Here is a 21,461-nt window from a genome sequence, read left to right on the forward strand (position 1 = left end):
TAAACCCATGAAATTCAGTCAATCCTTTGCCACTGTCACTGTTAGTTTAGGGCTGCTGCTGGGAGCCTGTGCTAGCGGTGGAGAGCAAGCTACTTCAGAAAGCCCTGCAACAACTTCACCTGTGGCAAGTTCACCTGTCGCCGATCCCACTACATCTCCTGAAGTAACCGATCATTCTGCACCGGCTCAAGGAGGACAGGTAGTTGAAGCTGGACCATATCACTTGGAGCTAGTCACCGCATCAGAAGCTAGTGGAACTCACTTAGATCTTTTCCTACAATCTGGAGATACCCATGAAGCAATTGAAGGGGCAACCGTCACAGGTCAAGTTCAGTTGCCAGATGGCTCTCAGAAAGAGATCGATTTTGAATATGATGCTGAGGGCAAGCACTACACAGCACTGCTACCTGAAACAGCATCGGGCGAGTATCAGGTTGCTATCTTAACCGATATTAGTGGCGAAAAAGTTAATGGGCGCTTTAGCTTTACTAAGTAGATAAGTTACTGTTAAAAATTCTGACTGACAGATTCTTCAATTATTAAATGAAGCGGGAGGCATTTCTGACTTTAAAGCGGAGAATGCTTTCCGCCTCTTTAATTTGGGTAAATTTTTTATAATTAATAGTAACTCCTACTTTATTGGAAAGAAACAGTTTTTTTGATGGATGAGTTTAATATTATATTTAGCACTTTGCTAGTTATTGATTTCGACAAAAAGTGTAAATTCAATCACAAATTTCATCTTCGTTTTACTTTCTTCCGCCATACTTAAAGGGGTAAATCGAAAGGAGTACATTCATGAAAACAGTAATTTCTGCATGTCTTATTGCTGCTACTCTTGCTGTTGTAATTTTGCCTGCTAACGCTGATCCTGGAAAACATTCTTCTCAAGAAGAACATCGTAGGCATCATCGTGAACAGGTTCTTAATAACTAACAGTTTATAGCCAAGTAGCCAACTTAATAGTTTGATGCTCTACTCAATTTTTTATAAACTTTGGGTAGAGCACTTATCAATAAATATATTTAAAGATTTTTGAGCATTTTTGAGATTTAAATTTCTAGGTATAGGACAGCAATAATTGAATTCAATTGAGCAGTATATGTGCTTTATTGCTATACTTATTCTAAGGTAGTTAAATCTTCAAAGAAACTCTTGTAAATGAGGATTCTGCTTGTTGAAGATGAATATGATCTAGGTGCAGCTCTAGAGCGATCGCTCAAACGCGAAAAATACGTTGTGGATTGGGTCAAAGATGGAGCAGAAGCATGGCAATTTCTAGAAAACGGTTGGAATCAATACACCGTTGCTATCTTTGATTGGCTACTTCCAGGGTTATCTGGAATTGAGTTGTGCCAACGACTTCGAGCAAAGCAGAACCCGCTTCCAGTCTTGATGTTAACAGCACGCGATCGCATGGAAGATCGCGTCATGGGGCTGGATGCCGGAGCCGATGATTATTTGATTAAACCCTTTGGTATGGCAGAGTTGCTAGCTCGATTGCGGGCACTTCAACGGCGATCGCTTCAGATTCAACCACCCCAACTTCAGGTTGGCAATTTACTGCTAGACTACGCCACATCAGCCGTTTCGATTTCTACCCACACAGGAGAACTGCAAAATATTCCGCTCACTGCCAAAGAATTTCAGCTATTGGAATACTTTATGCAACATCCCAACCAAATTCTGTCGCGTGACCAAATTATTGGTCGGATTTGGCGGGCAGAAGCAGATTTTAATAGTAATGTGGTCGCGGCTCAAATGCGCTTGTTGCGGCGAAAGCTAACCGAGTATGGCTACGATCAGTTGATTGAAACCGTCTACGGCATGGGCTACAAACTCAATACTCATGAAACATAATCGAGTTTTTCATACAACTCGACTGCGCTTAGCAGGGCTGTATGCCGGAACGATGGGATTTATTCTCACCCTTTGTGCCGTCGGTTTCTATGAAGCGATGGCTTATAGCCATGTCTCTGAGTTAAACCATCGAATTGAGTCGGTCGCTGGCACACTGCATGACGGGCTAGAAGCCTCATTGCAACAACCGGGCAAGCTAGAACCCATTGTGCAAGAGTTTATTCCATCGCTCTGTATTGCTAGAACAACGTGTGCTTACAAATCTACAGCAACTCACTATTTAGGGGTCTTTCAAGAATATGGGTATTACATTCGCTTTGTTACTCTATCGGGGCAGTTGTTAGCCAGTGCAGGTGAAATTCCAACAGACTTACCTGTGCGCGTTGAAACCGAACCCTGGCAAACCTTAGAAGCTCCTGACAGAACTCGTTATAAGCAGTTATCTCTGCTGCTGAAGACAGCTAACCAGGATGCTTGGGGATATATGCAGGTCGGGCGATCGCTCTCTGACATTGATGGACACATGGTTTGGGTCAGGCTAATTCTGCTGATTGGCTTGCCCACTGCCATGCTGCTCGTTGCGATCGCCAGTTGGTGGCTGGCTGGCCAAGCGATGCTGCCCGTATACAGGTCTTACCGCCAGATGCAGCAATTTACTGCTGATGCAGCACATGAACTCCGAACCCCATTAGCAACCATTCGAGCCAACTTAGAATCGACCCTTACACCCGATGCAACAGATGCCGATGCCTGGGATACCCTTCGGACTGTAGAGCGCCAAAACGGTCGCCTATCCCGACTTGTCCATGATTTGCTGGTTCTCTCTCGCGTGGACTTGCAGGGACTTCCTGCTAAACAAGAGTCCTGTAATCTCAATGATTTAGTGAATGACTTAGTAGAAGAGTTTTCGGCACTCGCAATTGCTTCAAACATCTCACTCACCGCAGACATTCAGACAAACACACCCATCACAGTATTCGGTAGCGAGGAGCAACTCTATCGCTTGGTCGCTAATCTCATCACAAATGCCATTCAATACACTCCTGCTAGCGGTCAAGTCATCGTTCATCTCAAGCGGGACGATCACCATGCGCTGATTCAGGTTCAAGACACAGGAATTGGTATTCCATCTAAAGAGCAAGCACGTATTTTTGATCGGTTTTATCGCGTCAACAGCGATCGCTCCCGCCATACCGGAGGAGCAGGATTGGGGTTAGCCATTGCCCAGGCGATCGCGAAGGCACACCAAGGGACCATTCAAGTAAAAAGTGAATTAGGGAAAGGCAGTACTTTTACTGTTCAGCTTCCTTTAAGAAAGGATAAGTAGTCCTAAGAATTTTAGAATTGAGCAACCAAATTTAATTACTCTAATGGAAAGAAGTTATCAACTTTTCTATTCAAACAACTCTCGACAAACGTAAGCAAACCTTGAGCGATCGTCCCCACTCGCAGGTCTTGCATAGGTTGCCAAATTCCGAATTGCCTGCATCTGTTCCGCTTCCCGCTCCATAGCTGGGGTAAACTGCTGCCGTTGCGCCAACAAATCCTCCAGTTCAATTTGCCCTGGTTTGTCCCTATAAAATGCCTCCTCTGCACAACGCCGCACTGCATTTCCTATCTCAGCAGGGGTACAAATTCGGTACTCCGTCAATAGACTGCGCCACTGGTCATCAGTCCAGGGAGATTGACCATCCCCTTGAAATGCTGAAAAGTACTTTGCTAGATGCAGGTTAAACACCTCATATCTGGCTCCCTCATGAGGCAAGTCTACGAAGAAGATGTCCTCGAACCGCCGGATCAATTCAGGTGGTAGTAGCCCTAAACGGTTGACGGTCGCGATCGTGTAGATCGGTTCCTGGTGTTCCTGCATCCAGGTTAGCAAAGCAGCTGAAAGACGACGGGCTATCCCACCATCAGCATTTGAATCCCAGCCTGCAAAGCCCTTATCAAAGTCGTCCCAATATAGAACACAAGGAGCCAGAGATGTGACTACACCAATAAACTCCTTCAAAGCGCGATCGGGATTAGAACTGCTCAAAAGAACTCCCCAATTTGCAGCCAGCAGGGGTAATCCCATCTTTTTAGCCGCTAGTTTGGCAGACAGACTTTTACCTGTGCCGGGTGGTCCCCACAACACCATGCCCGTGGGTAAGCTCAAGCCATATTGTTGAGCTTCGGGTCGAAGCAGGGCGGCGATCGCCTCCAACCGTTGCTCTAGCAAATCTAATCCGGCAGCAGTTGGCACATCTGGTTCTGCAATGTACTCTAATCCCCGTCCCCGTAGCTTATTGATCTTATGATCTAGAATCAGTTGAACCAGTTGCTCAGGGGTACTTGCAAACGTCAACAGTCTGCCCAGCACCATTTCAATCTCACCCACTGGCAACCCCTGACAAGCTGTGATCAGTTTTTGGTTAGCTTCTGGATCATCCTTGCTCAGCCAGGGATGCTGGTTACAAAACTGGGTAGCGATCGCTTGTACCTGCGGACGATCAGGCAGTGCATGAGACAGTACTGAAATAAATGGTTGCAGTTCTAGAGGCAAGTGAACGTAGGTTTCTAGCAAAACCCAGTAATGAGGCACTGAGTTCCATAGCGCCTGATGGTAAGCATTTAGGAGTTGGTAGCAACGTGGCTGACTCATCTCTGCAACCGTGCTATGCAAAACCCCTTCTAGAAGATAAATACCGGGTTTCGGCTGCTCTAACAAGAATTGCAGAATGTCTTGCTCAACCGTTTGCGTTGTGGATTGCAGAATGATTTGCTCTTGTGGTGCGACCAACTGTTGAAGCGTTGAGTAACCAGGGTTCCAGACATACACTGGTAGCGATCGCACTTTACCCCATTGATAAAACTGGCTCAACACCGCCATCCGATCGGGAATTTGATACTCTAACGCCACAATTGGAGCGTTCTGCTCAATCAGTGTTATCCAATCCTGCAACTGTCGCATGATCTGAAACTGTAGGGGTTCCCACTGGTTTTAACAAAACAAAAACGCTCCTTGCCTCGGTCAATTGGACACTTTTACCTAACACTGTGATGGAGGTTGGAGGGAAATGCCGCTAATGCGGCGAGGGGGTGAAATCCTCAAATTTGGGAGTTTATAAAATGGCAACAACCACAAAATCTCGCACCCCCAATGGCACTCGCAATGGTGCCACCTCCAAAACGGCTAAACCTAACGGTACAGCCTCAGCCACCAAAGCCAAAGCGCCGACCGTTGAGGGACCACCGGAAACTCATGCAGCGGCACTGCTTAAAGAATTGCGGAACTTGGTATTCAAGGAGTACGGCGTGAAGCTGCAACTCCGGGATGCTCGTGTCTCGACCAAAATTGGGCACGCCACTCGCGAAAAACTCGGACTTGACATTGCCGCTCAAGTGAAAAAGAAAGGCGGTAACAAAAAGTTCGATTGGCAGCGATGGAATACGAAGGTGTTCCCGCGACTGTTTGGGCAGCCGGATGCACTGAAGTATCCACCGGAAGTGGTGGCGATCGTCATGAGCCTGCTGTATGACACCATTCGGACTGATCCAGAGCAAGCTGTTGCAGACCTGGTGGAATTCAATCGGGCATCACTTGAGCGGCGCAACTCCTTCCAGGCAGAGCAGGACGACGACCTGGATGATTTGGAGGATGAGCTTGACGATGATCTCGATGACGACCTTAGTGATGAACTTGATGACGAAGCTGTCGATGAACTAGACGACGATTTAGATGATGAGCTAGACGAGGATCTGGACGAGGAGGACGAATAACATATATTCAGGCTTGCTCACTGCCTAATTGTTTGCCCTGCATTAGTTTGACTGATGCAGGCTTTCTTTTTTCCCGCCCACCTCCCTTGCACATTGAAGGGGAAATAAAATCTCAAATTGGAATAGGAAGGCATCTGTCGATGCGATCGCTATGAGAAATCCAACTCATCAATAAAGGAGCAATTCTCATGGTTACTGCAACTGCAACACGCAAATCTGCAAAACCCTCTGCACGCAAGGTACCGAAGCACACGCCCGCTTTGCAACGGGTGATTCCCTATCAAGAAAAAGTTCGATTGATGGTGATTGAAGTGCTACGGGAAGAGTCTGGACGGGAACTGGCAGCATCCGCTCGTTTCAACGGACAGGAGTTCGATTGGGAACAGCACAATGCTCAGTTTCGCCAAGACTATGCCGAAACCTCACTCCGCGATCTGCTGACCTACGCTCGCAAGCTCTATGGATTGCAAAATTTGGATGAAGTGCGCGATCGCCGTGCAGCTCACAAAGCAACTCGCACGGGGCGCTTGAATGCGCTAAACGGTTTGAGTACAACGGATGATCTGGATACGGATGAGGAGCTTGAAGTTGATCTGGAAGAAGACATCAACCTGGATGACTAATTCCTGGACAGCTTCCGCAGCTTAATATCAAACCCCGGCGATAAGTCGGGGTACTTCATTTCCCACCCACCCTCACCCTGCGAGTATAGTACAAGGTTCTAGCTGTCTATATTTTCAATATCAGCTAGAACTAGTTCTAGAGGTTCAGTGAGTAGTGCGATCGCCTGCTCTAAGGCTCCTTCCGCAATCTGAAGCTTTGTTTGGAGTTGGTGTAATCGGTTGCGGCGTTCGATGCCCAGCCGTCCTTCAGCGTTGCGTGGATCATCGTCGTGGCTGAGGTGAATGACCTTGACTTTCTCCTCTTTTTCCTCTGGCTCAAAAATTGCTTCTCTGCTAGTGAGCTTGTTATACCAGTAAGTTCCAGACGGGCGCTTGACATTGTAGCGGTGTGCCTCACAGTTATCGGGAGCGATGTAGCAGTCTTGGGTGAACTGTTCTGTACGCGATCGCAACTCTTGAAGCCGCGTCTCGATCGATGCCAATGAATCGACTACACCAAAGTCTTCCAGGGATTGTGAACAGCCTCTCTCCATCAACATCGTCACGGCTGCCCAGTGACGGCTCACCCGGATACGTTCCTGAATCCGCTCCCATTGCTGCTGCGCTTCCTGCCGTTGAACCTCTCGAACCCGAATTAGCTCCACCTCTTCTTCAGGGGTCAATTCGGAGGCAGAACCACAGGTTTCATAATTAGGGCAGTCTTTTGGCTCTAGACCTGGCTGAAGCATCATGGCAGCACAACTAAAGCCAAAGCCGCACTTCTTCCGGGACATAGGTTTATTGTTCTAGCTTTATTATTTAATATAATAAGCTAGAACCAATTGTCCAAGATCGCTTGGACAATTGATAGTCTCTCCGCCGCAGTACAGGATATGCTGGTTTCTGCCCGTCATGTAAAACGCCCAATCGCACAGTGTAGTAAGGTCTGGATGTCCCTCAGCACCATGTTCTGTAAACGAAATGGCAAGTAACCTGTCTTCAGATAGCTATGGTCGCTTTCTGGATGACCTCAAACAATGGATTCAGAGTGCTCAACTGCGGGCAGCTACCGCAGTCAACCGGGAACTCGTGACTCTGTATTGGAAAATCGGGCGTGCCATTCTCGCTAAACAACAACAGGAAGGGTGGGGAGCTAAAGTCATTGAGCGCTTATCCAAAGATCTGAAATATGCTTTTCCGGAGATGAAAGGCTTTTCTCGCTCCAATCTGCTTTATATGCGAGCCTTTGCTCAGGCTTTTCCTGATGAAACACTGATTCAGGCAGTGATGGGACAAATTACTTGGTATCACAACATTGCTTTGCTGGACAAGCTCAAAGCCAATGAGGAACGGCTGTGGTACGCCCAAAAGACGATCGAACATGGTTGGAGCCGTAGTGCCCTGGTTCACCAGATTGAAAGTGGTTTGTATCAGCGGGTTGGAAATGCAGTCAATAATTTTGACCATACGTTACCCCAAAGTCAGTCAGATCTGGCTCGTCAAATTTTGAAAAGTCCCTACAATTTTGAGTTTCTAGCCCTGGCAGAAGCCGCTCAGGAACGGGATTTTGAACGAGCATTGGTGGATCACATTCGAGATTTTTTGCTGGAACTGGGAGTGGGCTTTTCTTTTTTGGGTAGCCAGTATTCGCTTGAAGTAGGTGGCAAGGAATATAAACTCGATTTGCTCTTCTACCACGTGAAACTGCACTGCTACGTGGTCATTGATCTAAAGATGGTCGAGTTTGAGCCTGAGTTTTCCGGCAAGATGAGCTTCTACATCGCGGCTGTGGATGATTTGTTGAGGAGCGAAATGGATAATCCAACGATCGGGATTGTCTTGTGCAAGTCTAAAAACAAAGCAACGGTAGAATATGCGTTACGGTACATTCAACATCCAGTTGGCGTAGCAACCTATCGACTGAAGGACACGCTACCAGAACCGTTACAGGGGAGTTTACCCAGTATTGAGCAACTTGAGATGGAGTTGAATACGCTATCTGTGGAGGCGATCGCAGACCCTACAGAAGACGAGTAAAAAATTGTCCAAGTGCTCTTGGACAAATTGCAAAACCCCTAATTTCAGTTAGCAGGCGCAGGTTCACAACCCACTCCTCCAAAAGTCGGCACTGTAGAATCCGAGAGCGTTCCCGTCACCAATTCGTGAACGTGTTGATTAGAAAGTTGAGTTTGCGTCATTTCAATGGTCGGTGGCTCACCTCCTCGATTGACCTGAATGATCGTATCAGCCCAGTAAAACTGCTCCTGTGATGGTTGAGGATATGCTGGATAGCAGCCCTTGGAGGCGATCGCTACCTTATGCTGCACAGCCGACACGGACGGCAAGGAAACTCCAGTCTGCACCAACTTTGCCTCACCAACAGGACCCCAAAGCCGAAGCTGAGTTGAGACGCAACGTTTTCCATCTTCAAGTGGTGCAATAATGTTGCCGCATACCTCTACATCCACGTTGTATAGAGGCGGATATTCTGGAATTGAAGGATTCTGTGCTTGAGTTGCTTCATTGCCGCTCCCCGTCGTTGTGCGAGGAGTACAACCAACGGCGATTAACCCTGCCAACATCAGAACTGTCCAGAATTGGGTAGCTTTACAAATCCCCATTGGTAAATCCCCCTCAAGTTTTGGATAGATGCTTAGTTTCCTTGAATCGGTGCAAATTCACGTCGATTGGGAGGCTGAACCCAGAGTGTGCAGAATCCAGCGGTTGCTTTTCGATCAGGTAACATCTCCAGGGTGACACCTAAGCGCTCGACTTCATTGCTACAAACAAGCTGACCATTACGATCGCGGCTCAACAAATCCTGATTCCAACTCATTAAACTACGGGCAAACTTTCCCTCTGTACTGGTTGCCCATTCTAACGTCTCAGCCTGTTCCAAAGTGAGTTGCCGCAGTCCTGTAGGGTCGAGGGGACGGCTAGACTGATACCAGGACAGTCCTACAACGCCCAGCAAACCTCCCAGCCCTGCTGTAACCAGGAGCAATACCCCAGCTGCGATTAGTGAGGGAACAGAATGGATTGCTCGCTCAAACTCGGTGCGACGGATTAGGGCAGAAACGGTTTGGGCGATCGCCTTTTGGTGTCCCTTGATCGCCACCTTTTCATAGGTCTGGAGCCGATCATAGAGTTGCGTCTGCCACTGATCAAACATGGTCTCCATCTCTTGGGGACTGTCTTCTAGCAACACCTCTAGCCTGCCAGTCGCAACCAGCATCAAGAAGGCTGGATCATCCGGGTCAATTCCCGTTTGCACTACAATTTCCCACACCCTGGCTTTAAAGGAATCATCCTTACCGCGAATTGCCAGATCGAGCAGGGTCGGGTAAGGTATTCGGCTCAGCCCTTTGCCCCGGGCCGCCATAGATTCCAGGAATTGATCATCCAAATCCAAGGGTTCTTCCACTGGTCGGGGATTGGTCATGGGACTTCACCTCCCTTAGCTTGAACGTTTGCTATTGCGAGACTTAGAGCTGCTTGCTGCTGGTTCAGCCGCTTTAGTGTCGGTTTCTCCGGTTTCCACTGATGTACCATTGGCATTGATCGCAGTTGTCTTTGAAGAACTGACTTCTGACGGTGAGAGTTTCCAGATGTTTGCCTGGTCGATCGCTTGATAAGCACCTTTCAGGAACGTATGCAGTCGCTGCTTCCCCAAAACGCCCAGTTCACTACTCTCCCTGCCTTTGGAAAAAGGAATTCGTTTAGCATCCAGGTGATCACGCTCGCGATAGCTGAACTTAGGAAAATTGAGCACTGGAACTTTTTGCTTTGCCAGAAGTTGTTGCAGTTCTTCTCTGTCTTCCAGATGTGACCAGTCATCACATAATCCCCAATTGCGGACAAAGACATGTTGTACTTTGCCATCAAACCGCTTTAGGGATTCAATGAAAAGCTGCACACTGTCATAACCGCCGGTGCAGATAAACCACTTACAAATACTGACCCCATGCTGCGTCCCCATCTCCAGCACCCCGTTGCGCTCAATCCAATCGGTGACGGCTGGAAAGACTTGAGCAGGAAGATTTACAATCACTGGAGTTTTAATTGCCAGGTCAAAGATGCGATCAGCATCGTAGGCTTTACGTTCGGCTTCGCTAAAAATCGCTCGTTCACATCCTTCAGGGTAGATTTCGCCCACATCCGGATTGCTGCGATCGGCTTCTACCAGCACATAGGAAAACTGGCGATCAATGCAATATTGCACCATCACGCGAGCAAACAGAGACTTGCCCACGCCGCCTTTTTCACCATCAATAAAATGAATTGTTGCCATTGTGTTCTCCTATTGCCACATGGTTCGGGTTGCTCGATCAGCAGGTTTGCTGCTGCTATTTTGGCGATCGCCATTTGAATGTTCGATCGTTGAAGATTCGGCAGATGGAATTGGCAGTTGCAGACATTCCCGGATGTAGGCTGCCTGACGTTCCAAAGCTCGGCAGCAACTTAGCCCAAGTTGGCGTAGTTCTTCCTGACTCAACAGCCCCTCTGCCTGATGAGCAGCTACCATCCAAAAAGCCCTGGCAGACTCCAGCATCAACTCCTTGCCTTGCCTCACTCCATCTCCCCTTTTTAGAAAGGCTGTCAACACACCATCTGGAGTGTCGGTGTAGGGCGAATAGCGAAAGCTAAAATCTTCGCGTTTGCGAGAGGTCTGGGGAGTATCGTTCATGCCACCTCTGCTAGTTGCTCAACAAAATCGCAGTACATTCCGAACGCATCTACCAAGCGGAAGGATAACGCTTCAGCATCCGGACGATTCGAGCGATAATCCAGCTCTAACAATTCTTGTAATCGTCGTTGTAAATCTGTTCCCCAGTAGGTCGGAGTTCGATTGAAATATGCTTCTAATTCATCGTGCAGATAGAGAGCAGCTCCGCCAGAAATAATCACTTCTGTGACATTCGGTAACACTGTATCTAACCAATCCTGCAATCGTGACCAGTATTCCTCTTTGGCAGTCAGAATAGCAGTGACAATTTGTTCACGTTCTAGTTTTTGCTCAGTAGGCGATCGCGTTTTTACCAAATGTTGAACTTGTGCATTAGTCGGTGTAATTTCGTTGCCAATAGCATAGATCACACTGGTTAATGCATCTGCATTTTGACCCGACGTGCGGTGTAATACCTTATCTACCAGTTGATGAAAACCTAAATCAGTCGTGTTGCCGATCGCCAATTTACCCCGCTCAAACAACAATAGACTGGTGTTCCGGTGCCCAAACATCAACACAGCCAGCGTTTGTTGCTGGAACCACTCTGCCCCGTTCTGCATCACCCTTGCCATTGCCAAACCGCCCCCTTCTGGACGACACTCAAAGGCTTCTAGCTTGACCTGGAGGCGTTCACCGCGAAAGCTGTAATTCTTGAGATGCTGCTTCAGTAGTTGCTGAAGGCGTTGAGCATTTTGATATTCGCTGTAAGGTAGGAGAGCAGAGATAGCAACAGAAAACTTTCGCGGTAGATTTGTTTGTTGAGAGATCGCTCCTACGGCTGCCAGCACCTTATATAACGCCCGCTCGTATTTCACCTCATTCATTCGCACCGTTGCTAGAAACGGACGCGCTAGATAGCCAACCACCTGACACTGCTTACTGTCAACACACTGTAACCAGGCATCATCTTCAGAGCGGGTGATGCCAATATTTCCTCTGGTTTTCAGATGGGTAGTAATGGAATCCAGGCTAAGTTCAATCACTTCAGGTTCCATAAGCAGCAGCCGAGGCTTGCCGTCCGTCAAGTGATAAATAACTTTGCTAAGCGAAGAGCCTGGATCAAAGGTCAACGTGAGGTCAGACATCGTAGGTTGATCAGTAAGTTGACGCTTTCTTAACTTAGCGGGCACTTAGTGAATACTCATCATCCACATGGATAAAAAGGAAATACTTGAATTTCTTCCCGCACAGAAGTTCACGCGCTGCCACAATTTTTCTCAGCGTTCCACCTCTATCCCCTTTTACACACAGGATTGAAGTGCTGTATTTTCAATAGCTTAAGCTTATTGACAGTCAATTCCCTCAAATTTCCACAAATTTCTTACAGCCCTCCACCATTGACCCGCATTTTTGCAACAGGCTACGGTACTCGCTCAAACTTCGGGATGCAGAGCAAGCCATGTTGTAATGTATATTCATCTCCTCACTAAAAATAATTGCTCATTTTGTAACTGTAGAAGGTTATTCCATCAAGCAGCAGCTAAGAAATAACCGCCTGGTAGATATCAGATAAACGTATTAATGGCAAAGCTAGAGAAGAGCGATCGCTATCTCCCTGGTTGTTAGAATGTCACCTCAGAAACGTCCGATCAAGTTTCATATTTCGCTCAGTGCTAAAGAAAAAGAACTGGTGCGCCGCAGGGCAGCGGAAAACAACCTGACAATGGCAGAATTATTTCGTGCTAAGACATTAAAAAATCAACTTCCCCGACGTGTAACTCGGATTGCAGGTCTAACCTACTGGGAATTAACCCGAATCAGTGACAGTTTGAGCCAGATTGCAAAAGCAATCCTTGCTAACACTACTACCCCATTTGGAGAAACCCCAATCGTCATTGACCAGGAGTTGCTAAACCAAACCAGAACCCTCCTCAGTCAAGTGCGGCGAGAATTGGTGGACTTAGACTTTTTAACAGAGATTGAAGAAGAACCGTGATTGGTAAACAAATTAAAGGTCGAAGCTTCAGCAAGTTGCTCAACTATCTGTTCGGCAAGGATGGAGCTATCTTAATTGGCAGCAATATGGAGGGAACTACCCCACGTGAACTGGTAGCCGAATTCCGGTTCTCCCAGCAACTCAATCCCAGAGTGAACCGAGTGGTCTACCATGCCTCCCTGAGTTTGCCTCACACTGAGCGTCTAGAAAATGACGCCTGGCATGAAATTGCCAAAAAATATCTTCAGGCGATGGGCTTTGATATGAATCAGTACGCAGTAGTGCGGCACAGCGATCGCGACCATGATCATGCTCATATTGTTGCTAGCCGGGTTCGTCTAGATGGCACAACAGTTTCAGATAGCTGGGACTATCGTCGGAGTGAAGCAGCCATTCGCCAGTTGGAGCAAGAGTATGGATTGCGATCGCTCCAATCCAGTCACGAAAAAGACAGCCGTAGTCCCACTACTGGAGAACAACGGTTATTGGCTCAAACTGGTGAGGAGAGTATACGAGTGCAGCTTCAGCGATCGCTTGATCAAGCCACTCAATCTCCTGTCACTATGCCTCAGCTAATTGGGCAGCTACAGCAAAACGGTATCAGTGTTCGGATTTGCGATCGTCAAACTGGTGGGGTAGAAGGCATCAGCTACGAATTAAATGGTATTGCTTTCAGTGGAACTCATCTGGGCAAAGCCTACACCTTCCAAGGCTTACAGAAATACCGGAGGGTGAACTATGACTTACATCGAGATACTGAATTAATCAAGAAACTGGTAGAACAGCCCGTTAATTCATCAACTACCAGTGGAATCGACGCAGACTCGTTAGTGCAGGTATCGAATATAGAAGAGATCCAACGAGACGATAATGCAGCGAAACATCGCAAAAAATCCAGATTATCAAAACACCGACAACGAGAGTTAGAACTTTGATAGTCAGGGCAGCTAACGCCACTCCGAGAGTAACAATGCTCTTGGCTTAACTGCGATGAATGTCAATCTGCGACAAATGACGATTCAATTTCTCAGGCACATTGGCTTTGTGTCGGGTGCTAAAATCTGGTTACGAATTTCCTGGGATCTGCCTGTAGAAATCATTCCTGATAACTGGAACTGCTACTGGAAGAACAATCAACTGATCTACGGTCATTACATTTTTTGTGGCAGCATCACTCCCCAGGGCTTTACCCTCTACTGCTGCACTCAGGGTGGGCGCGATCGCCTGGGTAATACCCGCTGGCAACTCACTCCCAAACGCTATGCAGATGGATGGGCACTCGCGTTTAGATTTTCCTATCTGGGTGCAACCGTCAGCTTCTATCCCAACCAACCAGATAAAGGGATTAGCAACAACCACGTCAGGCAATGTCAGTGTCTTTTCTACGAAATTGATGATTTACCTCTGGCTGGTCAACACGATGCACTGGAACGATTTAAGCATACAACTGGGTTGGAACCAGCAGCAGTTGTGTATACCGGGGGAAAATCCCTTCACGTCTATTTCAGATGCACCATCGGGCTATCTCCAGAACGCTGGATTCGCCTGAATCGAAAACTTGCGATCGCTCAAAATGCTGACCCAGCAATCTGCAATTTAGCGCGTTCTATGCGGCTTCCAGGTATGGTTCGCAGGGAAGTAAAAAATGGGGAGTTGAGCAGTGCTAGAGCAATCACCTTGGAGGATTATTCCACGTCCCAATACAGTTTCAGGAAGCTGAATACTGCTTTGGATGCCACTGGACTGTTTCCTTATGGACTATCGGATCAGCAGTGGCGGAAGTGGGTACAACTGGTTCATCTGGCGAAAAAAAATGATTCTGTTGACCCACACTCCGCACTGACTCAACCGCCTGCTCTAAGATCCCGCTCAACTGTGCTGAAGGATCGGAGACTTGGAACAAGCCTTGCAACAAGAGATAATCACTTATCTCTCAAACATCACCGCGCTAGCGGGATCTCAATTCCGCTAACCATCTGCCTGACAAAAAGCGATCGCTCCCTCTTGAAGTACGGCGAGTTAGAAGGCAACCGTAACAACGCAGGTTACAAGCTGGCTCGAAATCTATTGGGAACCTCCGATTTATTAACCCGACACCAAATTGTTCACCACTCCGATCCCCATCAACTCTTTAAGCAATACTGCGATCGCTGTACACCCGCTTTAGATGCTGCCGAAGCAGAAACCATCTGGCAGAGTGCTAGCAAAACCCCTGCTTTTGCTAGTCGCAGCCTTGACTCAATTCTCGTAAGTGTAAGTCAATGGCGATCGCGGAGACATAAAAGGCAGCGTGCTCAGACAAGAAAAATTAGTGTTCGGTAAAGCCCATTCCTCCAATGGCTCATCACTATTGGAGGAAATACTTACTTGAATTGCCCTGCTATCGCAGCTCTACCTCCAGACCTTCACCCTGTCTGGAATCATGACTCTGGAAAAATGTTCTCTACATCATGCTGGTATCAAGCTATCCCACATCAACAAGCTTCATGAATTAGGTATCTACACCATTCTGGATCTGCTTTACTATTTTCCGCGTGATCATATCATTTGTAATTGCGTAAAGCTTGCAGAAGCAAAAGTAGGAGAAACTGTTACCATCATTGGCAAACTCAAGCAACATCGCATCTTCACTGCCAAGAATGGCAAACTCACTATTCAACAGTGGAGCATCACTAACAAATCAGGTTCCGCCAACATTACCTGTACACACTTCCATAATCACCCCTACTACCAATCAAAAAAATGGCGATCGCAGCAGTGTAATTTTTATCGAACAAACAGAATTGTCATGCTCTCCGGTAAAGTCAAGCTGGACAACTACACAGGTGGTAAAGCGATTGCTGCCTCAGAGGTTAAAGCCATTGACGTAGCTGAGATTGTCTCAGACGCAAAAAACAGCACCATTCAGCCAATCTACACCTTAACCAAGGGAATCACTGGAAATCTAATTCGGGAATGCCTTCAGCTTGCCCTTAAAAGTGTAACCTTGGCTGATCCTTTACCTAACGCATTACGGAAGCAGTACAAATTAGTGGGATTAAATCAGGCGATCGCTCATATCCACTTTCCTGCTACTCAAGCAAACCTAGAAGCTGCTCGTCGCCGACTGGTGTTCGACGAATTCTTCTATCTGCAACTGAGCTTGCTGCAACGGAGGCAGGCTCGTCGCCAAATTCAGCGGGACGCACTCCTCGCGCAAGGAATACTGTTGGAGCAGTTTTACAAAATTCTGCCTTTTCAGCTTACTCAAGCACAACAGCGAGTCACGAGCGAGATTCTGGATGACATGAGCCGAAATACGCCGATGAATCGTTTGATTCTGGGAGATGTGGGATCGGGTAAAACGGTAGTTGCGATCGCAGCAATTCTGGCAGCAATTCAGTCTGGTTATCAGGCAGCATTAATGGCACCCACAGAGGTTTTAGCGGAGCAACACTTCTGCAAAATTGCCCACTGGTTCAAACCGCTGAAATTGGCTGTGGCGCTTCTTACCGGTTCTACTTCAATGTCCAATCGCCAGGAGATACAACGCAATCTACAAACTGGCAAATTACCGCTATTAATTGGCACCCATGCGTTGATCCAGAGTTCGGTTCAATTCCATCAATTGGGATTAGTTGTCATTGATGAACAACATCGATTTGGTGTGCAGCAACGGCTCAAGCTGCAACAGAAGGGCGATTATCCCCACCTACTGACCATGACAGCAACCCCCATCCCAAGAACGCTGGCTCTAACCTTACACGGAGACTTAGATGTAGGGTGGATCGATGAACTACCACCAGGTAGACCGGGGATTATCACTCAAGTCTTAACAGAGCAACAGCGATCTCAAGCACACAACCTGATTTGGGAACAGGTGATGCAAGGGCATCAAGCCTATATTGTGCTGCCGCTGGTAGATGACTCTGACACAGTGGATTTAAAGTCTGCCATCAGCGAACACCAATTCTTACAAGACAATGTGTTTCCAGAACTTCGAGTGGGTTTGCTACACGGGCGTATGAGCAGTACAGAAAAGGAGGAGGTGATCGCCCGCTTCCGTAACTGCCAAACTCAGGTTTTGGTGTCTACGACTGTGATTGAGGTTGGAGTAGATATTCCCAATGCCACAGTCATGCTAATCGAGCACGCCGAGCGGTTTGGATTGTCTCAACTTCATCAACTTCGAGGACGAGTCGGTCGCGGCAGAGCCAAGTCCTATTGCTTGCTCATCAACACCTCTAGGTCTGAAGAAACAAACAAACGACTGAAAGTGCTGGAGCAGTCCCAGAATGGCTTCTTTATTGCCGAAATGGATTTGCGCCTGCGAGGTCCGGGAGAAGTTCTAGGCACGACCCAAGCTGGGCTGCCTAGTTTCAAACTGGCAAATTTAGTGAAAGATGCTGAGATTCTAGATCAGGCAAGGGAAGCTGCCCAAAAAATCATAGTTAGAGGCGCAAATCTCAAGTGTTGGAACAATCTAATGACAGAACTAGCAAGACGTAATAAGCACCTTCCGCGTCAAGATACTCCTCTCAATTAGCTACCGCTATTAATGAGCAAATAGTCTCTACCTAGCCTCATGCACACAATTCATACTGGACAAGCTGTTGTTGTCTTCACTTGCGGTGTCAGCATCCGAGGAATTGTTCACCAGATTCAACTTTCTCCTTGGGGCGAACCGTGCTACCAGATTCACAACCAATGGTACAGTCAGGACGTTTACCCCGATCCCAACATTAAACCGCGATCGCAATGGTTCCTTGGCAAGCTGTACACTGAGCCATCTGACCCGCCTATCCTGCTGATTAAGTACCCCTGCAATTGACTTAGGGAATAGATCTTGCTAAAACTTCAGTTTTTTATTCCCTAAGCCAACTTTAGAGCTATCGCTCCAACGCTTTCAAATCTTTAATCTCTGAGCAATATGGAGTACTATCTCAACTTCAACCTGGTCGGCGAACCGCACCGCTTTCATGTGAGTCTTCCCTGGATAAACCTCCACACCGTAAACTTCAATGCCGTTGACGCGCATCTGAAGAGCGTGATACCAGAGGCGATATACGATCGCACTCGCAAGCTTAAACCCAGCGATCGCGCACCAGAACCTGAAAGTATCGACTTTCATAATTGGCTCCGGCAAGGGCAGACTAATCAGGACATCGCTATGAATCCCTATCAACAACAACTCGCTAAGTTGATCGGTGGTCAGATCCACCAGGCTGGCTTAACTCAAGACGGCTACCCTTACCTGATCGTTAAACAACCAGATGCAGAAGCTTTCTTTTATGTCATCGCTCAAGCAAACCCGGAAGGTACGAACGTCGGGTTTCTGCACATTACCGAACGAACGGGAAACGTCATTTAAGAACCTCTAGCTCGCTTCTGCTGGCTCCTTCAGGCACTTGTCTGGAGGATTTTTTATCTCTATGCCATGATTCCTCAGCTACATCTCCTCAATTGGGGCATGGGAGTCGAGAGCACAGCAATCCTCGTGCGTTGGCTGCTGGAGCCTCAGTCTCGTCCCTTCAATGACTTCCACAATCTGATTGTGCTAGCCGCGCAAACTGGCGATGAGATGGGTGAAACCAAATCCTTGTGTGAAAATTATCTCTTCCCACTCATGCGGGACCACAAGGTTCGATTGGTGCAAGTTGCCAAAGCCTCTGCCAGTAAGCTGGATGGCTATATCATTCTCAGTGACACTCACCAGCCCTATGATCTGCACACCGAAGGATACTTTCCCCTCAGCCGTGATTTACTCCAGTCTGGAACTGTACCTCGCTTGGGACGACCTCATATTTGCGCGCAACGCTGGAAGGGAGAGGTGCTTGATGCCTGGATCTCAGACCACATCACAGAAGCCTTTGGTCCCTATTTGGGTTACAACGCCGATGAAACCAAGCGAGCAGGTAAAGCTGACGGCTATACCTGCCAGGGACACCAGTTTCTCTATCCGCTCATCGAATGGGGATGGACAAGAGACGACTGCATTGAATATCTCTACAGCACTTTGGGAGTTCTTTGGAGAAAATCTGCCTGTAGCTATTGCCCCTTTCAGCAAAAACAAGCTGCGATCGCCCGATACGATCGTGACCCAAAAGCCGCAGGATTCACACTGCTAATGGAGATGAACGCCCTGGCATTTAATCCTCGAATGCACTTATTCTCATCGGGTACTGCTTACGATCTGATGGTAAAAAGTGGTAATCAGGCTGCCTTTGATGAATTGGAGCAGCTATTACACCAGTTACAGTGGGCAATCTATCACGTGCAACGCACTTACAAACAATTGATTGGGAAGAATGGCAAGCCCTACGTCAATGCCGATCGCAACGTGGTTCTCGTTGATGAAGGCAAGAAAGCTCAGATGGAATGTAAGTTAGAAGTAATTTGCCAACGTCATCATGCCTCAACAGAAGACCTGCACGGCAAACGGTGCTATCTCCATCGGCGACAAGAAGGCATTTATCCAGCTTTCGAGGAGTTTTATGTCGTTGCTCCCAAGCTGGCAAAAAACAAATGCCGTAACCTGAAAGCCTTTGATCAGAATTGGAGAGGACTGACAGGACCCGCTAAACCTGTTCAATTGACTCTCTTTGTTCCCTAACCCAAGCACAGACAAGATAGTTGCGATCGTGATAGAGCTTCCGCTCCAGACATGTAGGCGGGCTGACAACCTTAAGCAGGTTTACATGCCCTCGCCTGTTCACCAACATGGAGCGGTCTATGTCTGAATCACTAAACTTAAATTCTCCAACTTTCGTCGTGGTTAAGGTCGATGAACCTTTACCGTGGTCAGAACAAGAGACTTTCTATCCCATTTTACCAACGGAAGAACCCCACACCTATGGTACGCTTCAGCGTGCAGTGGAGCTAGTTGCCTCGTTGATTGAGGACTTTGGGTACACCACCCAAAATACTCGGATTTATCGCCTCGTGCCTGTTGCTGATGAAGACACGTTGCCACTCATTCAAAGCGCTCTGACGACTCTACAACAAGACAGTGAGTAGCTCATGTTTTTCTACTTCAGTGGACTTTCTGAGATTAATGATGCCCTCATGTTGAAACGGGCTGGCGTGAATCAAGTTTTGGTGAATCCAACAAAAATTCATCTGAGTCAGGGTTTTCTAAAGGTAGCTTTAGATTCTAATGCTTACTATCACTTTAGGTACGGCGGTACGCTTGACGTGATTCGATACATGGAAATTGCAGTGTCAGGAAACTATGCCTGGATCAGTGCTCCAGATGTGATTGGCGATCCGGAGACGACGTATCAGAATTGGTTGACGGCTCGTCGATGGCTTAAGCAAAACTTTGAGTCTTCGCCGGTGAGAATGATTCCGGTATGGGGATGGGACACACCCAAGAAGTTCCTGAATCACTACCTGCAACATAGTCGGATTGTAGGCATTGGTGGCTTGGTGATGCTCATGCGTCAGGGCAAATCCAAAAACCCAGAGGAGCGGGCGATCGCCTACAAAATGCTGCGTCAATTGAAAGCCCTCTGCCAGCAATATCCTCAACGGTTTCACATCTATGGGTGCAATTGGACGGTCGCCCTCAATCACCTTCGGAGCTTGGCTTACAGTGCAGACAGTAGCCTTGCCTGGGATGGTGCCCGCTATGGATTGATTATTCATACCCGTAACGGTAAACTAATTCGCACACCTGCTTGGGAATTAGAGTTTGAGGGAAACCGGGAAGCTCGGTGCATTGCGTGTGCTAGAAACATTCGACGGTTTATGGCACAGAGGTAGGGCGCTATCGCGCTGGTTCATGCAGTGTGATCAAGGCTACCCTCTATGCAAACTCTAATAACCAGTTCTACTAACGACTCAACGCCACTGACAATCACTCATCTTGATCTATCTCTTGAATCCGATCAATCCTCAGAAGAAGACATTAATCCAGGCACTCTGATGATTTTGGCAGACATCGAAGCAGAACGAGACTATTACGAATCTTGCGGGAGGTGGTAATCATGACCTTCCCTCTCGCTCAACAATCTTTAGTAGGACTTTCACAAGCAGCAGCGGAACTCTGGGATCTGCTGACCCACTCCCAAACAGCCGAGGAAGAAGCTGAACTTCTTGCAGCGATATGGGAAACTCAGGAAGCGCAAGAAGATGCGATCGACCTTCACGCTGAACTCGCATTTCAACTTGATGCTGAAATTGCAGGGATCAAACAGCGGCTGGAACACCTGAAAGCAGTCCACCAAGAAGCACTCGATCGCTTGGAACGATGGCGACAGGCACTTGACCAGAGCATTCTGGAGCAAAACCTTGCCGGAGGGCTACCCGATGAAGTCGTCGGTCATTCACTCCGCATCATCATTCGTGAAAACCCTCCCAGTTGTGAGCTGCTAGTGGATGCTGAGGAATTGCCTGATGAATTCCGCAAAAAGAAAACCGCTTACTCGGCTGACAAGAAAGCGATCATCGCTGCCTGGAAGAAAGGAATTCCGGTCGATGGCACTCATATTGAACGCAGGCGGCGCGTCATTTATTCACTGACCGCCACAGCGATTCAAGATTTCAAAAACTCACTGTTGGCAGAACAGTAAACTTTATTGCTAGCCAGTAG

Annotated in this window: 24 protein-coding genes; 17 read left to right on the top strand and 7 right to left on the bottom strand. The window is 47.6% G+C overall.

From position 1 onward, the window contains the following. Nucleotides 1–7: 7 nt before the first annotated feature. From HJG54_RS34975 to rppB, 4 genes are all read left to right on the top strand, one after another. Nucleotides 8–496: a hypothetical protein gene (locus tag HJG54_RS34975; protein WP_316437150.1), complete on the top strand. Its 489-nt coding sequence runs from the start codon at nt 8–10 to the stop codon at nt 494–496. Between the two features lie 302 nt (nt 497–798). Then, entirely contained in the window at nt 799–936 is a 138-nt protein-coding gene (locus tag HJG54_RS34980; RefSeq protein ID WP_316437151.1) for a hypothetical protein, read from the top strand. Nucleotides 937–1,161: 225 nt separating this feature from the next. Next, a complete protein-coding gene (gene rppA, locus HJG54_RS34985) occupies nt 1,162–1,860 on the top strand; it encodes a two-component system response regulator RppA (RefSeq protein WP_106175263.1) in 699 nt (232 codons plus the stop codon). After that, nucleotides 1,850–3,187, top strand: coding sequence for a two-component system sensor histidine kinase RppB (rppB, locus tag HJG54_RS34990; protein WP_316437152.1), 1,338 nt, complete (start codon nt 1,850–1,852; stop codon nt 3,185–3,187). Before rppA ends, rppB begins: the two co-directional genes overlap by 11 nt. 66 nt (nt 3,188–3,253) lie before the next feature. Here the strand turns inward: rppB and HJG54_RS34995 are convergent, their stop codons facing one another. Then, nucleotides 3,254–4,813, bottom strand: coding sequence for an ATP-binding protein (locus tag HJG54_RS34995; protein ID WP_316437153.1), 1,560 nt, complete (start codon nt 4,811–4,813; stop codon nt 3,254–3,256). A gap of 158 nt (nt 4,814–4,971) precedes the next feature. Between HJG54_RS34995 and HJG54_RS35000 the strand changes: the two genes are divergently transcribed. Beyond that, the gene (locus HJG54_RS35000) at nt 4,972–5,622 is read left to right on the top strand and encodes a hypothetical protein (RefSeq protein ID WP_316437154.1); all 651 of its coding nucleotides are present in this window, start codon (nt 4,972–4,974) and stop codon (nt 5,620–5,622) included. A gap of 188 nt (nt 5,623–5,810) precedes the next feature. Continuing rightward, on the top strand, nt 5,811–6,245 hold the full coding sequence (locus tag HJG54_RS35005) for a hypothetical protein (protein ID WP_316437155.1): 435 nt from the start codon (nt 5,811–5,813) through the stop codon (nt 6,243–6,245). A 98-nt stretch (nt 6,246–6,343) separates the two neighbouring features. On the opposite strand, the gene HJG54_RS35010 is transcribed toward HJG54_RS35005, so the two are convergent. Continuing rightward, nucleotides 6,344–7,018 carry a hypothetical protein gene (locus HJG54_RS35010; protein ID WP_316437156.1) on the bottom strand — a complete coding sequence of 225 codons (675 nt, stop codon included), beginning with the start codon at nt 7,016–7,018 and terminating at the stop codon, nt 6,344–6,346. 187 nt (nt 7,019–7,205) lie between these two features. Here HJG54_RS35010 and HJG54_RS35015 point away from each other — a divergent pair, with 187 nt between their 5' ends. After that, complete coding sequence (locus tag HJG54_RS35015; protein ID WP_316437157.1) at nt 7,206–8,261, top strand: PDDEXK nuclease domain-containing protein; 1,056 nt, start codon at nt 7,206–7,208, stop codon at nt 8,259–8,261. Between the two features lie 44 nt (nt 8,262–8,305). Here HJG54_RS35015 and HJG54_RS35020 read toward each other — a convergent pair whose 3' ends face one another. From HJG54_RS35020 to HJG54_RS35040, 5 genes are read right to left on the bottom strand one after another with little or no spacing between them, the layout of a single operon-like run. Continuing rightward, nucleotides 8,306–8,845: a hypothetical protein gene (locus HJG54_RS35020; protein WP_316437158.1), complete on the bottom strand. Its 540-nt coding sequence runs from the start codon at nt 8,843–8,845 to the stop codon at nt 8,306–8,308. 32 nt (nt 8,846–8,877) lie between these two features. Further along, on the bottom strand, nt 8,878–9,666 hold the full coding sequence (locus HJG54_RS35025) for a DUF6753 family protein (RefSeq protein ID WP_316437159.1): 789 nt from the start codon (nt 9,664–9,666) through the stop codon (nt 8,878–8,880). 15 nt (nt 9,667–9,681) lie between these two features. Then, nucleotides 9,682–10,515, bottom strand: a complete 834-nt coding sequence (locus tag HJG54_RS35030; protein WP_316437160.1) for a mobilization protein — start codon at nt 10,513–10,515, stop codon at nt 9,682–9,684. 9 nt (nt 10,516–10,524) lie between these two features. Then, nucleotides 10,525–10,911: a hypothetical protein gene (locus HJG54_RS35035; protein ID WP_316437161.1), complete on the bottom strand. Its 387-nt coding sequence runs from the start codon at nt 10,909–10,911 to the stop codon at nt 10,525–10,527. Next, the gene (locus HJG54_RS35040) at nt 10,908–12,038 is read right to left on the bottom strand and encodes a ParM/StbA family protein (RefSeq protein WP_316437162.1); all 1,131 of its coding nucleotides are present in this window, start codon (nt 12,036–12,038) and stop codon (nt 10,908–10,910) included. Before HJG54_RS35040 ends, HJG54_RS35035 begins: the two co-directional genes overlap by 4 nt. Before the next feature lie 482 nt (nt 12,039–12,520). Here HJG54_RS35040 and HJG54_RS35045 point away from each other — a divergent pair, with 482 nt between their 5' ends. From HJG54_RS35045 to HJG54_RS35090, 10 genes are all read left to right on the top strand, one after another. Continuing rightward, nucleotides 12,521–12,889 (top strand): plasmid mobilization protein, encoded by a 369-nt coding sequence (locus tag HJG54_RS35045; RefSeq protein ID WP_316437163.1) that lies wholly within the window; start codon nt 12,521–12,523, stop codon nt 12,887–12,889. After that, nucleotides 12,886–13,824 carry a relaxase/mobilization nuclease domain-containing protein gene (locus tag HJG54_RS35050; RefSeq protein ID WP_316437164.1) on the top strand — a complete coding sequence of 313 codons (939 nt, stop codon included), beginning with the start codon at nt 12,886–12,888 and terminating at the stop codon, nt 13,822–13,824. The genes HJG54_RS35045 and HJG54_RS35050 overlap by 4 nt, the downstream gene beginning before the upstream one ends. 55 nt (nt 13,825–13,879) lie before the next feature. Next, nucleotides 13,880–15,211 (top strand): hypothetical protein, encoded by a 1,332-nt coding sequence (locus HJG54_RS35055; RefSeq protein ID WP_316437165.1) that lies wholly within the window; start codon nt 13,880–13,882, stop codon nt 15,209–15,211. 100 nt (nt 15,212–15,311) lie between these two features. Further along, on the top strand, nt 15,312–17,414 hold the full coding sequence (recG, locus tag HJG54_RS35060; RefSeq protein WP_316437167.1) for an ATP-dependent DNA helicase RecG: 2,103 nt from the start codon (nt 15,312–15,314) through the stop codon (nt 17,412–17,414). A gap of 39 nt (nt 17,415–17,453) precedes the next feature. Further along, a complete protein-coding gene (locus tag HJG54_RS35065; protein ID WP_316437168.1) occupies nt 17,454–17,699 on the top strand; it encodes a hypothetical protein in 246 nt (81 codons plus the stop codon). 99 nt (nt 17,700–17,798) lie between these two features. Further along, the gene (locus tag HJG54_RS35070; protein WP_316437169.1) at nt 17,799–18,239 is read left to right on the top strand and encodes a hypothetical protein; all 441 of its coding nucleotides are present in this window, start codon (nt 17,799–17,801) and stop codon (nt 18,237–18,239) included. Between the two features lie 66 nt (nt 18,240–18,305). Next, nucleotides 18,306–19,481, top strand: a complete 1,176-nt coding sequence (locus HJG54_RS35075; RefSeq protein WP_316437170.1) for a hypothetical protein — start codon at nt 18,306–18,308, stop codon at nt 19,479–19,481. Nucleotides 19,482–19,600: 119 nt separating this feature from the next. Beyond that, the gene (locus HJG54_RS35080) at nt 19,601–19,885 is read left to right on the top strand and encodes a hypothetical protein (RefSeq protein ID WP_316437171.1); all 285 of its coding nucleotides are present in this window, start codon (nt 19,601–19,603) and stop codon (nt 19,883–19,885) included. Between the two features lie 3 nt (nt 19,886–19,888). Continuing rightward, nucleotides 19,889–20,632 carry a hypothetical protein gene (locus HJG54_RS35085; protein WP_316437172.1) on the top strand — a complete coding sequence of 248 codons (744 nt, stop codon included), beginning with the start codon at nt 19,889–19,891 and terminating at the stop codon, nt 20,630–20,632. Nucleotides 20,633–20,856: 224 nt separating this feature from the next. Further along, nucleotides 20,857–21,441 (top strand): siphovirus Gp157 family protein, encoded by a 585-nt coding sequence (locus HJG54_RS35090; RefSeq protein ID WP_316437173.1) that lies wholly within the window; start codon nt 20,857–20,859, stop codon nt 21,439–21,441. Nucleotides 21,442–21,461: the final 20 nt, after the last annotated feature.

Origin of the sequence: Leptolyngbya sp. NK1-12, assembly GCF_032598965.1 — a bacterium.
Classification (GTDB): Bacteria; Cyanobacteriota; Cyanobacteriia; order Elainellales; family Elainellaceae; genus Elainella.

Excerpts from the sequence above, each read along its gene's own strand:
- HJG54_RS34975 (WP_316437150.1), top strand. The coding sequence starts at position 8 with ATGAAATTCAGTCAATCCTTTGCCACTGTCACTGTTAGTTTAGGGCTG.
- HJG54_RS34980 (WP_316437151.1), top strand. The coding sequence starts at position 799 with ATGAAAACAGTAATTTCTGCATGTCTTATTGCTGCTACTCTTGCTGTT.
- rppA (WP_106175263.1), top strand. The coding sequence starts at position 1,162 with ATGAGGATTCTGCTTGTTGAAGATGAATATGATCTAGGTGCAGCTCTA.
- rppB (WP_316437152.1), top strand. The coding sequence starts at position 1,850 with ATGAAACATAATCGAGTTTTTCATACAACTCGACTGCGCTTAGCAGGG.
- HJG54_RS34995 (WP_316437153.1), bottom strand. The coding sequence starts at position 4,813 with ATGCGACAGTTGCAGGATTGGATAACACTGATTGAGCAGAACGCTCCA.
- HJG54_RS35000 (WP_316437154.1), top strand. The coding sequence starts at position 4,972 with ATGGCAACAACCACAAAATCTCGCACCCCCAATGGCACTCGCAATGGT.
- HJG54_RS35005 (WP_316437155.1), top strand. The coding sequence starts at position 5,811 with ATGGTTACTGCAACTGCAACACGCAAATCTGCAAAACCCTCTGCACGC.
- HJG54_RS35010 (WP_316437156.1), bottom strand. The coding sequence starts at position 7,018 with ATGTCCCGGAAGAAGTGCGGCTTTGGCTTTAGTTGTGCTGCCATGATG.
- HJG54_RS35015 (WP_316437157.1), top strand. The coding sequence starts at position 7,206 with ATGGCAAGTAACCTGTCTTCAGATAGCTATGGTCGCTTTCTGGATGAC.
- HJG54_RS35020 (WP_316437158.1), bottom strand. The coding sequence starts at position 8,845 with ATGGGGATTTGTAAAGCTACCCAATTCTGGACAGTTCTGATGTTGGCA.
- HJG54_RS35025 (WP_316437159.1), bottom strand. The coding sequence starts at position 9,666 with ATGACCAATCCCCGACCAGTGGAAGAACCCTTGGATTTGGATGATCAA.
- HJG54_RS35030 (WP_316437160.1), bottom strand. The coding sequence starts at position 10,515 with ATGGCAACAATTCATTTTATTGATGGTGAAAAAGGCGGCGTGGGCAAG.
- HJG54_RS35035 (WP_316437161.1), bottom strand. The coding sequence starts at position 10,911 with ATGAACGATACTCCCCAGACCTCTCGCAAACGCGAAGATTTTAGCTTT.
- HJG54_RS35040 (WP_316437162.1), bottom strand. The coding sequence starts at position 12,038 with ATGTCTGACCTCACGTTGACCTTTGATCCAGGCTCTTCGCTTAGCAAA.
- HJG54_RS35045 (WP_316437163.1), top strand. The coding sequence starts at position 12,521 with ATGTCACCTCAGAAACGTCCGATCAAGTTTCATATTTCGCTCAGTGCT.
- HJG54_RS35055 (WP_316437165.1), top strand. The coding sequence starts at position 13,880 with ATGAATGTCAATCTGCGACAAATGACGATTCAATTTCTCAGGCACATT.
- recG (WP_316437167.1), top strand. The coding sequence starts at position 15,312 with ATGACTCTGGAAAAATGTTCTCTACATCATGCTGGTATCAAGCTATCC.
- HJG54_RS35065 (WP_316437168.1), top strand. The coding sequence starts at position 17,454 with ATGCACACAATTCATACTGGACAAGCTGTTGTTGTCTTCACTTGCGGT.
- HJG54_RS35070 (WP_316437169.1), top strand. The coding sequence starts at position 17,799 with ATGGAGTACTATCTCAACTTCAACCTGGTCGGCGAACCGCACCGCTTT.
- HJG54_RS35075 (WP_316437170.1), top strand. The coding sequence starts at position 18,306 with ATGATTCCTCAGCTACATCTCCTCAATTGGGGCATGGGAGTCGAGAGC.
- HJG54_RS35080 (WP_316437171.1), top strand. The coding sequence starts at position 19,601 with ATGTCTGAATCACTAAACTTAAATTCTCCAACTTTCGTCGTGGTTAAG.
- HJG54_RS35085 (WP_316437172.1), top strand. The coding sequence starts at position 19,889 with ATGTTTTTCTACTTCAGTGGACTTTCTGAGATTAATGATGCCCTCATG.
- HJG54_RS35090 (WP_316437173.1), top strand. The coding sequence starts at position 20,857 with ATGACCTTCCCTCTCGCTCAACAATCTTTAGTAGGACTTTCACAAGCA.